Origin of the sequence: Nocardia sp. NPDC049526, assembly GCF_044465765.1 — a bacterium.
Classification (GTDB): domain Bacteria; phylum Actinomycetota; class Actinomycetes; order Mycobacteriales; family Mycobacteriaceae; genus Nocardia.
On the sequence record NZ_JBITMA010000010.1, the window covers coordinates 305033 to 319612 of the forward strand.

Consider the following 14580-nt stretch of genomic DNA (forward strand, 5'->3'; position numbering starts at 1 on the left):
GTCCGTTCAGTTCAGCCACAGGGTGGTGATGATGGAATTGGCAAGAAAAAGCAGCACGAAGCTGAAGACGACGGTCTGATTCACGGCGTCGCCGACGCCTTTCGGCCCGCCCTTCGCGTTCAATCCGAGATGGCAGGCGACCAGCGCAGCGAGCAACCCGAACACACCGGCCTTCAGCTCACTGACCAGCAGATCCGGTATTCCGGTGAGGATCGGAATCGCGGTGATGAACTGGCCCGGAGTCGCGCCCTGCAGGAATACCGCGTACAGATATCCGCCCGTCAGGCCGACCGCGGTCACCAGACCGTTGAGGAAGACCGCCACCATGGTGGAGGCGAGCACTCGCGGCACCACCAACCGCTGCAGCGGGTCGATCCCGAGTACCCGCATGGCGTCGATCTCCTCGCGGATGGTGCGAGAGCCGAGGTCGGCGCAGATGGCCGTGGCGCCACACCCCGCCACCACCAGAACCGTCGCCACCGGCCCGATCTCGCGGATGACCGCCATGCCCGCACCGGCGCCGGACAGGTCGATGGCACCGACTTCGTTCAGCAGCACATTGATCTGGAAGATCACCATGACGCAGAACGGGATCGCGATCAGCAAAGTCGGGACGATCGATACACTCGCGATGAACCACGACTGCTCGATGAATTCGCGAACCTGGAACGGACGCCGCGGGACCATGCGCAACGTATCCAGTGTGGTTCCGAAGAACTGCCCCACGGCACGCGGCACGATCGCGACCTTCGCTGCCGCACCGTCCCAGCGACCCGGTGCCGACCTCTCGACGGACACAGCACTGTCCACCATTGACGAGCCTTCCCGCACTCCTGGTCAAATGAACAGAAGTCTTATCTATGTTTGATTAAATTCCACGACCCTAGAGCTCCCGCGACACCAAAGCGCGGAAGGCATGCGAGCCGATCTCGCGTCATCCGAATAGGCGATCACAGCGTGTGCCCCGGATCACATCGGAAGCGTAACATAAGTCGGCTTATCCACAAGTGTCACATGCCACTCGATCTGCGAACACTTTCTAATCTATAGTAGATAAGTATTGTCCCCCATATATGAAAAGGGAGTGGTGCATATGCCGCTGGTTACCGATCAACCCGAGGATTGGTCCGAACCCGGCGCTCACCAGGTCGCGCGCGGTATCCACCGCGTCCCCCTCCCACTTCCCCTCGATGGGCTCGGCACCGTCAACGCTTACGTACTGGAGACCACGGATGGGCTCGTGGTCATCGACCCGGGCTGGTATGGGCCGCAGACCGAAACCGCCATGATCGAGGCGCTGCGCCAGCTGGGATACCGGCTCGACGACATCGTCACCTGCCTTGCCACACACCACCACTGGGATCACTACTCCCAGGCCTACGCTTGGCGCAGCACACTCGGCTGTGAGCTGTTGGTCGGCAGGGAAGAACGCCACAGCATCATGGGATACCGGACCGATGCCGGACGCTTCCCCAATCACGCCCAGTTGCTCACCCGCTGCGGCGCACCGGAACTCGCCCGGGAACTCGCCTACACCCCGGCACCCGATAACGAGGTGGGTATTTCCTTCGGGGCGCCAGACCGCTGGCTCGAACACGGTGACCGAATCCGGCTCCGCCACGGGGACATCGAGGTGATCTCGACGCCCGGACACACCCGGGGCCACGTCGTGTTCTATCACGCTGACAGCCGATTGCTGTTCTCCGGCGACCACATTCTTCCGCACATCACGCCATCGATCGGTTTCGAATGGGCGCCCGAAGCGCATCCGCTGCGCTCCTACATTTCCTCCCTCGAACTGGTGCACGGGCTACCGGACTCGGCCGTGCTGCCGTCGCACGGTCCAGTGACCACCAGCAGCCACAGCCGCATCGAACAACTGCTGCACCACCATCAACGTCGGTTGGACGAAATCTGCGACGAGGTGGCGGCAGGCTCGTCGACCGCCTACGAGGTGGCCCGCGCATTGCGATGGACTCGCCGGGACCTCCGACTCGACGAATTGCCGATCGACCACCAACTGTCCGCGGTTACCGAGATCCATGCGCACCTCGATGTGCTGGCCATGCTCGGCCGGGTGACCTACACCGATCGGCGCAACGTGCGCACATACGCTCTCAGCGCGTAATCGGCTGGGCCCCATATTCGATCGCCGGTTCGGCGGACACCCGCGGCTGTCCGCCGAACCATCACATCAAGTGTTCACCCATGCCGCCGCGGTGATGGAGTCCATCGCCTGCTCGTACTCGGCCCGCATTCGCTCCACGATCGCCGCAGTGCTCTCGACCTTGTCGATCACGCCGATGCCCTGGCCGGAGCCCCAAATCTGACTCCATGCCTTCGGTTTCGACTCGTCGGCAACCGAGCCGAACGTGCGCCCAAGGGCAGCGGGCAGATTGTCAGGGTCCAGCCCAGCGTCGGAAATACTGCTTCGAAGGAAGTTGCCGTGCACGCCGGTGAAGTAATTCGAGTACACGATGTCGGACGCCGCGCTGTCGACGATGCACTGCTTGTACTCGGGAGCAGCGTTCGCTTCCCGGGCCGCGATGAATGCCGAACCGACATACGCGAGATCAGCGCCCGCCGCCTGAGCGGCCAGCACCGATCGGCCGTGCGCGATCGCACCGGACAGGAGCAGCGGACCATCGAACCACCGCCGGATCTCCTGCACGAGCGCGAACGGAGACAAAGCCCCCGCATGACCGCCCGCACCGACAGCGACCAGCCCGTCCGCGCCCTTCTCGATCGCCTTTCGCGCGAACCGGTCATTGATCACATCGTGCAGCACTATTCCGCCGTAGGAGTGCACGGCATCATTGACGTCCTCGCGAGCGCCGAGCGAGGTGATGACCAACGGAACCCGATGGCGCACGCACTGCTCGAGATCATCTTCGATGCGCGCATTGCTCTTGTGCACGATCAAGTTCACGGCGAACGGCGCCGTCTTGCGCGAGCCGTCGATTGCCGCGTCGTGAGCGGCCAATCGCTCGGAAATCTCCGCCAGCCAATCGTCCAGCATGCACACCGGCCTCGCATTGAGTGCCGGAAACGACCCTAAAACCCCCGAGATACATTGCGCCACAACTAGTTCCGGACCTGAGACAATGAACATCGGCGCTGCCACGACCGGCAGCGCAAGTCGTGAGCAGAGGACATCGGGAAGCATCAGCTACCACCGTTCATGGTTCGGCCGACGGAACATCCCGTCGGCGGGCATCAGTTTCTACATTATATTAAATTAATATATGAAGTTGACTCAGTGCACGGCGCGCCATGTCAGGCACGGCGGGATGCGCCGCGAACCGCATGGCCGGCGCTACCTGGGAGAATCTGCGGAACTTCCGCCGGACGTCCTCAACGGCGGCACTACCGGGCTGCCAGAGTCCAGCAGGCGCAACCGCGGTCACTGACCGCGGTTGCCCACGAGCCGCGAGCTCCAGGGCCAGCCACCGAGCGAGTTCCTGGCCACGTGCGCGTCGGCCCATCCGACATCGTCCATTTGACGCTCGAGGAAGTCCGTGAAACCGGCGATCGTCAGCGGCCGATCGGCCTCCGGACCTCCCCAGCGGCCGGGCAGAGTCGGCGCGAGCACATCGAAGTCGGCGCTCAGCTCGTCGATTACGCCGCCCCACGATTGCCAGTTGAGGGTGAATCCGTGTATCAGAAGTACGGGTTCACCCATGCCTGCCCGGTACGCTGCGAGAGGAACCGCCGCCGAACGCTTCGTTGGGTCGCCCATAGCGCATCCTGTGGATCTTCAGGGTCTCGGTTCAGACAGGCCGACACAATATCATATAATATAGATTCGAAAATGTGGACAGAATCGGATAAACCGGTTCCGCAGTGTGCCGTGTCACCACAGAGCTCACACCAGAGCTGCCCTATAGTTGAACGGTGGCTAGAAAACCAAAGGTGCAGCACAACGCGACGGACGAGGATCAATCAGCGGAGACCAAATCGGCCCGGACTCGTCAGCGCATTCTGGACGCCGCTGCGCATGTGCTGAGCATGAAGGGCTACGCCGGGACGCGGCTGAGCGATGTCGCCGAGTACGCCGAACTCCAGGCTCCCGCGATCTATTACTACTTCCCCTCGCGTGAAGAACTCATCGAGGAAGTCATGTGGAGTGGAATCGCGGAAATGGTCAAACATCTACAGGGCGTCCTCGACGAGATTTCCAGTGATGTCGCGCCGATCGACCGCATCATGATCGCCATCGATGCTCATCTGCGCCACGAACTCGAGCTATCCGACTACGCGACCGCGGCGATCCGCAACAGCGGCCAGGTACCCGAGCATCTGCGCGCCCGTCAACTCGCGGAAGAGGCGAATTACGGCACGATCTGGCGCAAACTGATCAAAGATGCCGCCGCTGAGGGACAGATCCGCAGCGAACTGGACCTGCATGTCACACAAATGCTCATCATGGGTTCACTGAACTGGGCCGCGGAGTGGTGGACGCCTCGTCGAGGATCGCTGGAAACCGTCATCCGCACAGCACAATCATTGATTCGCACCGGGATCGCGACAGCCGATACGTCCGGCGAGTCCACATCGGCACCGCGGCGCCGACGGGCACCGCGGAAGACGACTGTCAAAGCCGAAGCCGAATCCGCCTGAGCCCCGGCGCTCAGCGCACGATACGGAGCGCCTCCGTCGGGCACCCCTGCACCGCCTCTTCGACAGCGGCGAGCTCGGCGTCGGTGATGTCCTCCTTGAGCTGGACGAGTTCGCCGTTGTCGTCGATTTCGAAGAACACCGGAGCGAGGGACTCGCAGATACCCAGCCCCGTGCACTTGCTCCGATCGACCACGACCTTCATCATTGCCTCCTTTGGTGCTAGTTTTGAATCGAAGATAAATTAGATTACCCCACCGGTCAATAGACGAGGAGCCGATGATGACCATCGCATCCCCGATGAACGCCACTCGAGAACGCATCCTCGCCGCGGCCGCCCACATCCTCAGTCGACGAGGTGTCGCGGGCACCCGCCTGGCCGACATCGCCGCTCAGGCTCAACTGCGCACACCCGCCGTCTACTACTACTTCCGATCACGCAACGAGCTGGTCGCCGAGGTGATGCGGGAGGGGCAGCGCCGGGTGCGTGAACATGTCCAGCACGCAATCAGCTCGGCTCCGCCGGAGACTCCGGTGATCGATCTGATCGATGCGGCCGTGGCGGCACACCTGCGTATCGAGCTAGAACTGTCCGACTTCGCCTCTGCCGTGACCCGCAATGCCGGTCAGTTACCTCCGGATATCGTCGCGTCGCTACATCTGGAAAGCGCTGCTTATCACGCGATTTGGCGCAACCTGCTGGAACGACTCGCTGACTCCGGAGCGTTGCGCCCAGGGCTGGATATCGGCATAGCTCGCATGCTCGTTGTCGGGGCACTCAACTGGACAGCGGAGTGGTGGAGTCCCGACCACGATTCACTCGACAACCTCATCGCGACCGCGCAGTCGATCGTGCACAACAGCCTCGCCGCAGATCGCGCGACTCCCCCACTCCACCTCCGACCTCGTAAGACCCGTTCGACACTGTCCGAATTTTAGTCTACATTAAATTAATCAGCTTCACTTCAGGAGGAACCCATGCCCGAGGCGTACATCATCGATGCCGTTCGCACCGCGGTTGGCAAGCGAGGCGGCGGCTTCGCTCAGTCGCACCCGGCGGATATGGCCGCGCATGTCATCAAGACGGTGGTCGGCCGCAATGAATTCGATCCCGCGGACATCGATGATGTGATCCTGGGCTGCCTGGACAACATCGGAGCGCAGGCGGGCGATATCGCACGCACCGCCGCCCTGGCCGCGGGCCTGCCGGAGTCGGTTCCCGGCGTCACCATCGACCGCCAGTGCGGTTCGGCCCAGCAGGCCGTGCATTTCGCCGCACAGGCGGTGATGAGCGGAACGAGCGATATCATCGTGGCCGGTGGCGTGCAGAAGATGAGCCAGTTTCCCATCTTGAGCGCTTTTCAGGCGGGTGAACCGTTCGGCTCGACCGACCCGTGGACAGGCTGCGAGGGTTGGGAAGCCCGGTACGGTGCGGAGGAGATTTCCCAGTTCCGCGGTGCCGAGATGATGGCCGAGCACTGGAACCTGAGCCGGGAAGCCAACGAGGCCTTCGCTTTCGAGAGCCACCGCCGCGCGTTGCACGCGATCGAGGCGGGTCACTTCACACGTGAGATCACCGAGTTCGCCGGTGTTTCGGTCGACGAAGGACCACGCGCCGACACGTCGTTGGAGAAGATGGCACAGCTGAAGACCCTGACAGAGAGCGGACGGCTCACCGCCGCCGTGGCCAGTCAGATCTCCGATGGCGCCGCGTCGCTGTTGATTGCCTCGGAGGCGGCGGTCGAGCGCTACGGATTCACTCCCCGTGCGCGTATCCACCACTTGTCCGTGCGTGGTGCGGATCCGGTGATGATGCTCAGCGCTCCGATCCCCGCCACCCAGCACGCGCTGAAGCGGGCCGGGTTGTCGATCGACGATATCGACGCGGTGGAGATCAACGAGGCATTCGCGCCGGTCGTGCTCGCCTGGCTGGCCGAGACCGGGGCGGAACCCGCCAAGGTCAACATCAACGGTGGCGCGATCGCCCTCGGACACCCGATCGGCGCCACGGGCGCCCGCCTGATGACCTCGCTGCTGCACGAACTCGAGCGCACCGGCGGCCGCTACGGCCTGCAGACCATGTGCGAGGGCGGCGGTCAGGCCAACGTAACGATCATCGAAAGGCTCTGAAATGCGCCGGGGGTTATACGAGGCCGACCACGAGGCGTACCGCGAGACGGTTCGCGCTTTCCTCGAACGGGAGGTCGCACCCAATAAGGACAAATGGGACGAGAACCACTGGATCGACCGCGAGGTCTACAAGAAAGCCGCGGCCGCCGGCCTGTACGGACTCGAAATCGCCGAGGAGTACGGCGGTTCGGGCGTTCACGACTATCGGTATCGGATGGTCGTCTGCGAGGAAGTGTCACGCATCAACGCGCTGTCGTTCAACCTGACGATCAGTTTGCAGGACGACCTGGTCCTGCACTACCTGCTCGATCTCACCAACGACGAACAGAAGTGGCGCTGGCTACCTGGCTTCGCCGCGGGCGAGATCATCGGCGCCCTCGCCATGACCGAGCCCGGGGCGGGTAGCGATCTGCGCGGAATTCGCACAAGTGCGGTCCGAGACGGTGACGACTGGCTTATCAACGGGCAGAAGACGTTTATCTCCAGTGGCATCATGGCCGATCTGGTGGTGGTCGCCGCCTGCACCGATCCGGAAGCGGGCTCGCGTGGTTTCAGTCTCTTCGTTGTCGAACGGGATACTCCCGGCTTCGAACGCGGACGCAAACTCGAAAAGATCGGGCTGCCCGGTCAGGACACCGCAGAACTGTTCTTCGAGAATGCCCGTGTCCCACACGCGAATCTGCTCGGCGAGGAGGGAAAAGGTCTGCAGTACTTGATGAGTCATCTGCCACGCGAGCGGCTCGGTGTCACGGCCAAGGCGCTGGCGACCACGCGGGCGATCCTCGACCAAACCATCGAATATTGCAAGCAGCGGCGGGCTTTCAGCCAGCCGATCGCCGACTTCCAACATGTCCGTTTCGAACTGGCCGAAATGCAGACCGAAGTCGACCTCGCCGAGGCATACACCGACAAATCTGTGCTGGCCTACAACGCGGGCGAACTCGACCCTATCGATGCCGCCAAGGGCAAGTGGTACGTCAGTGAGCTCCAAAAGCGCGTAATCGACCGCTGCCTGCAACTACACGGCGGATACGGCTACATGACCGAGTACCCGGTCGCCAAGGCGTACACCGATACTCGGATCCAAACCATCTACGGCGGAACCACCGAGATCATGAAGGAACTCATCGGACGGGCGATTGCCCGCTGAACCCGATGGCAACCCGCTAGCTTCGGCTCAGCCAGGTGAACAACGCTGAGGGCCCCGGACCACAAGGTCCGGGGCCCTTATCGGCTGTTCATCCGGCGACTGTATCAGCCACCGCGGCTCGAATCCCGGCGCGTCACGCTGCCTGACCGATCGCGGCGGCCATGGACCGCTCGACACCCACACTCCGTCCGAGGAACTGCGGAATGACCTGTCTCGCAAACGCTTCCATGCTCCGCCTGGTCTGCGTATCGGCGCGCTCATATCTCAGGTGTGCTCAACCTGCTACGCCACGCTCGATCAGGTTGTCCACGTCCGCGATTTTCCACTCCGTCAGGACAGCCCGGGTGTGCTGGCCCGGCGACGGCGGTGGGTTCCCCAGCGCGGTCCGTGACATTGAAAACCGCGGCGCCGGAGCAGATTGCAGCGCACCGCCGTGATCGACGATCGAGCCACGCGCCTCGACATGCGGATGTGCCGCAGCTTCGCGCAAGCTGACGACGGGAGCGACACAAGCGTCGGATCCCTCGAAGACCTCGCACCATTGCGCCATGGTCCGCGTCGCGAAAGCCGCGGCGATCTTGATCCGAATGGCCGGCCACGCGCGGCGATCATGTTGCCGCGCTGGGTCTTCGTCGATGCCCAGCCGCGCCAGCAACTCGGAGTAGAACTTGCTTTCGATCGCGCCCACCGCCATGTGACGGCCGTCGGCGGTTTCGAACGTCGTATAGAACGGCGCGCCGCCGTCGAGCATATTGGCGCTTCTCCGGTCGTTCCATGCTCCGGAGTTCAGGAAGGCGTGGATTCCGGTCAGCAGATGTGCGGTGCCGTCCACGATCGCCGCATCCACCACTTGACCTCGGCCGGTCTGCTCTGCCACCCGTAGGGCGGCCAAAATGCCCACGACGAGATACATTCCGCCGCCGCCGAAATCGCCGACGAGATTGAGCGGAACCTGTGGTGCGCCCTGGCCGGCGCCGATGGCGTGCAGGGCGCCGGTCACCGCTATGTAGTCGATGTCGTGCCCGGCGCTCTGTGCGAGCGGACCGGTCTGGCCCCATCCGGTCATACGTCCGTAGACCAGGCGCGGATTCCGCTCCCAGCAGGGGTCCGGTCCCAGCCCAAGGCGCTCGGCGACTCCGGGCCGGTAACCTTCCACGGCTACGTCCGCCCGCTCGAGCAACTGCAGCACGACCTCGACCGCTTCGGGTTGTTTGAGGTCCAGGATCACCGATCGCTTGCCACGGTTGAGCAGGTCCTCCTCCGGTTTGCCGGGAAACACACCGGCAGCCCCAGGGCGATCGATGCGGACAACATCGGCACCGAGGTCCGCCAGCATCATGGTCGCGAACGGACCCGGCCCCAATCCCGCCAGCTCGACCACCCGCACACCCGCCAGCGGACCGGAATGTTCGGTCACGCCGGCAGCTTTGTCAGTCATTGATCTCTCCGATACGTCTGCCCCGGTCGATAGCGGAAGCACCCTGCGAACCGGTGCCGAAGCCGATGTCCGGTTCGCAGGGTGCGTCGCTTGCTGTGGCCGACAGCAAGAACTTCTCCATACCCGAAGCGGTGGAGAGGGTGCCCTGTGACCATCGAGTTCGGGCGGCTCAGAGTCCCAGGGCGCGCGTTCCTCGCTGCGCTGGGGGCTCACTCGGCAGCAAGGAGATTCTCCGGCCCGTCGGAATCGGCTCGTGCGGACGGGGCTAGTAATCCGCACGAGCCGAGAGGCACATCCAGGGACAGGAATTCGGGTAACCGAGCGAGAGGCTCGTGCCCCGGGTGCGCCGACCTTGCCGCCATCAGGTTGTTCCGACAGCAAGGAGCTTTCATCACACCGAACGCGCTAGAAGACCTTGCGCATGATCTTCATCGCGAAATCGGTGTAGGGCGGATACATGAGCCGAAGATCTGGACGGAACGTCTTCTTCAGCACCGCTTTCCGGTGGCTCAGCGCCTCGAAACCCCAGCGACCGTGATACGCGCCCGTACCACTCGCACCGACACCGCCGAAGGGGAGTTGCGGTACCAGGTAGTGCATCGCGATGTGGTTGATCACCGCACCACCGGATGGGATTTCGTCGACGAGCCGCTGTTGCACCGCCGCCGACCCGCTGAAGAAGTACGCGGCAAGCGGTTTCGACCGGCCATTCACGAAAGTAATGGCATCGTCCAGACTTTCGTAGGACAAAATCGGCAGAATGGGCCCGAAGATCTCGTCTCGCATCAGCCGCTCGTCCGGATCCGGATCGACGACCACGGTCGGCTCGATCGACAACGACGAACGAGTGCTCCGTCCGCCGACCGCCACCGTGCCCCGCGTCTCCTCGAGGTATCCGGCAAGGCGGTCGAACTGTCGCTCATTGACGATGCGCCGTCCGTCGGCACTACCGTCGCGCTCGAACTCGTCGATCCGCTCGACGATCTTATCCACCAACCGATCCCGAATCCGGTGATCAGCGAGGACATAATCCGGCGCGATACACGTCTGCCCCGAGTTCATGAATTTGACCCAGGACAACCGGCGTGCGACAACATCGAGATCAGCGTCGGCGGTGACGATCACCGGGCTCTTACCACCGAGTTCCAATGTGACCGGGGTGAGCGTCGGTGCCGCGGCGGCCATTATCTTCTTGCCGACCTCGGTGCCGCCGGTGAAGATCGCGTGGTCGAATCCCTGGGCCAGCAGTTCCTGGGTCAGGTCGGCACCACCCTCGATGACCGCGACCGCGTCCGTGTCGAAGTACTTCGGCACCAGCTTGGCCAACAGCGCCGAGGTCGCCGGTGCCAGCTCCGATGGCTTGATCACCGCGCAGTTACCCGCGGCCAGCGCCGCGATCAGCGGTCCCAGAGTCAATACGACCGGATAGTTCCACGGCCCGATGATCAGAACCACCCCGAGTGGCTCGTACTGGATCCATGCCGAGCCCGGATACTGGATCACCGACAACGGCTGCCGCTGCTTTTTCATCCAGCCGCGCAGGTGCTTGATCGCGTAGACGGCTTCGCCTCGAGTGGAGGCGATATCACCGAACCACGCCTCCTGCTTGCTCCGTCCGAGATCCTCGGCGAGCGCCGCCGCGACCTCGTCCTCCTGCTCATCGAGCAGCCTGACCAAATTCCGCAGCTGCTCGAGGCGCCATTCCAGGCCGCGGGTCCGCCCCGAGGCGAACCCGCGCCGCATCCGCTCGACTACTGCGGTGACCGGTTCGGCACTCATCGCAGCGTCGCCGGCAGATGCTTGACGGCGTGGACGAAATTGCCGACCAGGTAGGACGGTTCACCTACCTGAAGATTCGGCACGCGGTGCAACAGCTGGTCGAAGATCTCGCGCAGTTGGATCTTCGCGACGAAGTTGCCCATGCAGTAGTGCGGGCCGCCACCGCCGAAACCGACATGCGGATTCGGCGAGCGAGTGATGTCGAAAACGTGCGGATCGGTGAAGACGGACTCGTCCCGGTTTCCGGAGGAGAACATCGTGGCGACCCACTCCCCCTTCTTGATCTCCTGCCCGCCGAGCACCGTGTCCTGGGTCGCGGTCCGGCGGAAGGTCATCACCGGCGTCACCCAGCGCACCAATTCCTCGGTGGCCGTACCGATTCGGCCGTCGAAATCTTCCAGCAGCAGGGCCTTCTGTTCCGGGAAATCCTGCAGCGTCTTGAGGCCGAGGGAGATCGTGTTCCGGGTGGTGTCGTTGCCCGCGACCGACAGCAGCACGAAGAATGAGGCGATCTCGTCATCGGTCAACCGGACGCCGTCGACCTCCGCCTGCACGAGGTTCGTCATCAGGTCCGAAGCCGGGTTCTTGCGCCGCTCCTGTGCGAATTCGATACCCATCATCAGCAACCCGACGAGGGAATCGTTGAGCAGTTCGACCGGCGCGCGACCGGCGGCGACATCCTCGTCCGCCCAGGCGACCATGGCATCTGCCATATGCGCCGCCTCGTCCCGTTGCGACGCGGGCAAACCGAGCATCTCGTAGATGGTCCACATGGGCAGCCGCTTGGAGACCTGGTGCACGAAGTCGAACTCGCCGTCACCGACCGCGAGCATATCGTCGACGATGACCCGGGCCTGGTTCTTGATCTGATCGTGGATCTTGGCCACCTGCTTGGGGGTGAACGCCGAGCTGATCAGCTTGCGCAGCGCGGGGTGCCGCGGCGCGTCCAGCGCCAGGAACGAGGACGCGGCCTCGAGGATGTCCGCAGGCACTTCCTCGAGTTGGACGCCGAGGCCGGAGCAGAAGATGTCCGGCTTCTTGCTGACCTCGGTGATCAAGCGATGGCTGGTAACCGCCCACACGCCCGCGTTCTCCGGGGGCATCAGCGCGCCTTCGATCGGCGGGTGCCAGCTGACCGGCCGTTCGGCGCGCAACACGCGGAAGGTCTCGTCGCGCTCGGCGGCCGTCTTCGACCAGAACGACAGAGGCGAGATGCTCAGCGGATCGTAGGCCCGCGGAGTTGATTCGATTGCTGTTGTCATATCAGCACTTTCTTGGAAGATGATTGAGCGTCATCAGCTCTGGGTCACGGACGCTGAGCTGTACAGCTTCTCGAGCTCGCGCTTGACGAGCTTCCCGGTCGCGGTGCGCGGCAAGGAGTCGACGAAATCAACGCTCTTGGGTGCCTTGTATCGCGCAACCCGTTCTCGCGCGTAATCGATGATCTCCGTTGCCATTTCCTCGGTCTGCGCGACACCCGGCTGCAGTTGGACGACCGCCTTGACCTGCTGGCCCATCTCCGCGTCGGGGACACCGATCACGGCCACATCGAAGATCGCGGGATGCAGAGTGAGAACGTTCTCCACCTCTTGCGGATAGATGTTCACACCACCGGAGATGATGACGAACGACTTCCGGTCGGTCAGGAAGACGAAACCATCCTCGTCCACGTACCCGAGGTCGCCGACCGCCGTCCAGGTCGGATGTTCCGGATGCTGTGCGGCCGCGGTCTTCTCGGGATCCTTGTGGTAGGTGAACGGTAGCGTCTCGCGCTCGAAGTACACCGTGCCGACCTCGCCGGGGGGCAGCACCCGGCCTTTCTCGTCACAGATGTGAGCGGGTCCGAGAACGCTGCGCCCCACCGATCCCGGCTTCTTCTCCCACTCCGGGCTCGTGATCACGGTTAGCCCATTGCCCTCGGTGGAGCCGTAGTACTCGACCAGAATCGGCCCCAACCACTCGATAGTCGCGCGCTTGACATCCGGCGGGCACGGCGCTGCAGCGTGGACGGCCAGGCGCAGACTCGAGAGGTCGTAGCGGTCCCGAACCTCGGCGGGCAGCTGCAGCAAACGTACGAACATGGTCGGAACCACCTGAGTGACCGTCACCCGATACTGCTCGATGGCCCTGAGCAGTTCCTCGGCTCCGAACTTTTCCATCATCACCACGGTCCCGCCATAAGCCTGGACGGCGCCACACCACCGCAACGGTGCCGCGTGGTAGACCGGAGCGGGCGACAGGTAGACATCGGATTCGTTGACGCCGAACAGTTTTCCGACTGCCATGATCAGCGGGTCGCCCGGCTGGTCGACCTCGATCGGCAGCAACGGCGGCTTGATGCCCTTGGGACGTCCGGTCGTACCGGACGAGTACAGCATGTCGGAGCCACGCGGCTGCTCCCCGAGATACGGCCCAGCGTCGGCGAGACAGTCCGCGTAGGAACTGTACCCCTCGACCTCGCCTCCGAATGCCACCCAATATTCGACCCGTGGCGCTAGATTCCGCACCGCGGTGGCGAGTTCGCCGACGCCGGCGGAACCGATAACTGCCCTCGCGTCGGAGTCGTCGAGGATGTAGGCCGCCTCCGCCGGCGTCAGATGCCAGTTGATCGCGGTCACGTACAGGCCGGAACGCAGTGCCGCCCAGTAGATTTCGAAGCATTCGGGCGCGTTGTCCGACAGCAGCGCGATGACATCACCCTTGCGCAGCCCGAGGTCGTGCAGCACGCGAGCGAACCGTGCCGAATTTTCGTCCAGTTCGCGGTAGGTGATCGTCTTGCCGGAACCGGCCATGATCACCGCGGGTTTGTCGGGTGTGGACAGGGCGTGGACGCCTGGAAACATCGTGCGGTACCTCTCCGCTAGATCTGTTGCACTCTGCCCGCTAGACCAGGAGGTCCGCGCGACCGTCCTGCTCGAGGCTGTCGATGTAGACCGGGTAGAGCTTGCTGGCCAGCGGAGCCAGCTTGAGCATGCTCGCAACATTCCCCCCGATCTTGATCTTGCCCTTCGCCATCGCGAGCGGCAGATTGACCTTTCCTTGCCAGTAGGCATTGCCCGTGTCGGCCGTCATCCGCATGGTCGCGGTCGATTTGCCGAAGTACTCCTGCCCCAACTCGATAACACCCGCAGGTGCGTCGACGACCAGGAAAGCGTCCGGATCCGAGAACTCGAAGCCGAGAACGACACCCGTGGCCGCCAACTTCGGGCCGATCTCCGGATCGGCGAATGCCGACTCGAAGATGCCGCCGATGTACTTACGCACCTCGCCCGCGTCCTTGAAGGCCATGTCGTTTTCCTCTCCCACGGGACAGCGCCCCTGCGTTTATAGAATATATCTTTGATTAAATTTCTGTCCGACACTTCACTTGAAAACCTTTGGGTCAGGTTTCTGGGCGACCGTTGGCGGAGTGAGCCTTGTGGTGTGCCTCACAAGCGATGCGAGTATCGTAAGCATAAGTCGACTT

General features: G+C 63.2%; 14 protein-coding genes. 5 read left to right on the plus strand and 9 right to left on the minus strand.

Annotation, left to right across the window (positions count from 1 at the left end):
* Nucleotides 1-6 precede the first annotated feature (6 nt).
* Nucleotides 7-687, minus strand: a complete 681-nt coding sequence (locus ACIBW7_RS30390; protein ID WP_397052394.1) for an MlaE family ABC transporter permease — start codon at nucleotides 685-687, stop codon at nucleotides 7-9.
* A gap of 406 nt (nucleotides 688-1093) precedes the next feature.
* Between ACIBW7_RS30390 and ACIBW7_RS30395 the strand changes: the two genes are divergently transcribed.
* Entirely contained in the window at nucleotides 1094-2128 is a 1035-nt protein-coding gene (locus ACIBW7_RS30395; RefSeq protein WP_397052240.1) for an MBL fold metallo-hydrolase, read from the plus strand.
* Between the two features lie 66 nt (nucleotides 2129-2194).
* Here ACIBW7_RS30395 and ACIBW7_RS30400 read toward each other — a convergent pair whose 3' ends face one another.
* On the minus strand, nucleotides 2195-3169 hold the full coding sequence (locus ACIBW7_RS30400; protein ID WP_397052397.1) for an NAD(P)H-dependent flavin oxidoreductase: 975 nt from the start codon (nucleotides 3167-3169) through the stop codon (nucleotides 2195-2197).
* Between the two features lie 234 nt (nucleotides 3170-3403).
* On the minus strand, nucleotides 3404-3682 hold the full coding sequence (locus ACIBW7_RS30405) for an alpha/beta fold hydrolase (RefSeq protein WP_397052242.1): 279 nt from the start codon (nucleotides 3680-3682) through the stop codon (nucleotides 3404-3406).
* 212 nt (nucleotides 3683-3894) lie between these two features.
* Between ACIBW7_RS30405 and ACIBW7_RS30410 the strand changes: the two genes are divergently transcribed.
* Complete coding sequence (locus ACIBW7_RS30410; RefSeq protein WP_397052244.1) at nucleotides 3895-4620, plus strand: TetR/AcrR family transcriptional regulator; 726 nt, start codon at nucleotides 3895-3897, stop codon at nucleotides 4618-4620.
* Between the two features lie 10 nt (nucleotides 4621-4630).
* Here the strand turns inward: ACIBW7_RS30410 and ACIBW7_RS30415 are convergent, their stop codons facing one another.
* Complete coding sequence (locus ACIBW7_RS30415) at nucleotides 4631-4822, minus strand: ferredoxin (RefSeq protein ID WP_397052246.1); 192 nt, start codon at nucleotides 4820-4822, stop codon at nucleotides 4631-4633.
* A gap of 77 nt (nucleotides 4823-4899) precedes the next feature.
* Here ACIBW7_RS30415 and ACIBW7_RS30420 point away from each other — a divergent pair, with 77 nt between their 5' ends.
* Genes ACIBW7_RS30420 through ACIBW7_RS30430 form a run of 3 tightly spaced genes read left to right on the plus strand, consistent with a single transcriptional unit; the run spans nucleotide 4900 to nucleotide 7897 of the window.
* Nucleotides 4900-5556 (plus strand): TetR/AcrR family transcriptional regulator, encoded by a 657-nt coding sequence (locus ACIBW7_RS30420; RefSeq protein WP_397052247.1) that lies wholly within the window; start codon nucleotides 4900-4902, stop codon nucleotides 5554-5556.
* A 39-nt stretch (nucleotides 5557-5595) separates the two neighbouring features.
* On the plus strand, nucleotides 5596-6747 hold the full coding sequence (locus ACIBW7_RS30425; protein ID WP_397052249.1) for an acetyl-CoA C-acetyltransferase: 1152 nt from the start codon (nucleotides 5596-5598) through the stop codon (nucleotides 6745-6747).
* Between the two features lies 1 nt (nucleotide 6748).
* Nucleotides 6749-7897 (plus strand): acyl-CoA dehydrogenase family protein, encoded by a 1149-nt coding sequence (locus tag ACIBW7_RS30430; protein ID WP_397052251.1) that lies wholly within the window; start codon nucleotides 6749-6751, stop codon nucleotides 7895-7897.
* Between the two features lie 274 nt (nucleotides 7898-8171).
* Here the strand turns inward: ACIBW7_RS30430 and ACIBW7_RS30435 are convergent, their stop codons facing one another.
* The 5 genes from ACIBW7_RS30435 to ACIBW7_RS30455 form a co-directional block, all read right to left on the minus strand.
* Nucleotides 8172-9335: a CaiB/BaiF CoA transferase family protein gene (locus ACIBW7_RS30435; protein ID WP_397052252.1), complete on the minus strand. Its 1164-nt coding sequence runs from the start codon at nucleotides 9333-9335 to the stop codon at nucleotides 8172-8174.
* 405 nt (nucleotides 9336-9740) lie between these two features.
* Entirely contained in the window at nucleotides 9741-11114 is a 1374-nt protein-coding gene (locus tag ACIBW7_RS30440) for an aldehyde dehydrogenase family protein (protein ID WP_397052254.1), read from the minus strand.
* A complete protein-coding gene (locus ACIBW7_RS30445; RefSeq protein WP_397052256.1) occupies nucleotides 11111-12376 on the minus strand; it encodes a cytochrome P450 in 1266 nt (421 codons plus the stop codon). The genes ACIBW7_RS30440 and ACIBW7_RS30445 overlap by 4 nt, the downstream gene beginning before the upstream one ends.
* Nucleotides 12377-12409: 33 nt before the next feature.
* Entirely contained in the window at nucleotides 12410-13957 is a 1548-nt protein-coding gene (locus ACIBW7_RS30450; protein ID WP_397052258.1) for an acyl-CoA synthetase, read from the minus strand.
* 40 nt (nucleotides 13958-13997) lie between these two features.
* On the minus strand, nucleotides 13998-14402 hold the full coding sequence (locus ACIBW7_RS30455; protein WP_397052260.1) for an SCP2 sterol-binding domain-containing protein: 405 nt from the start codon (nucleotides 14400-14402) through the stop codon (nucleotides 13998-14000).
* Between the last annotated feature and the right edge of the window lie 178 nt (nucleotides 14403-14580).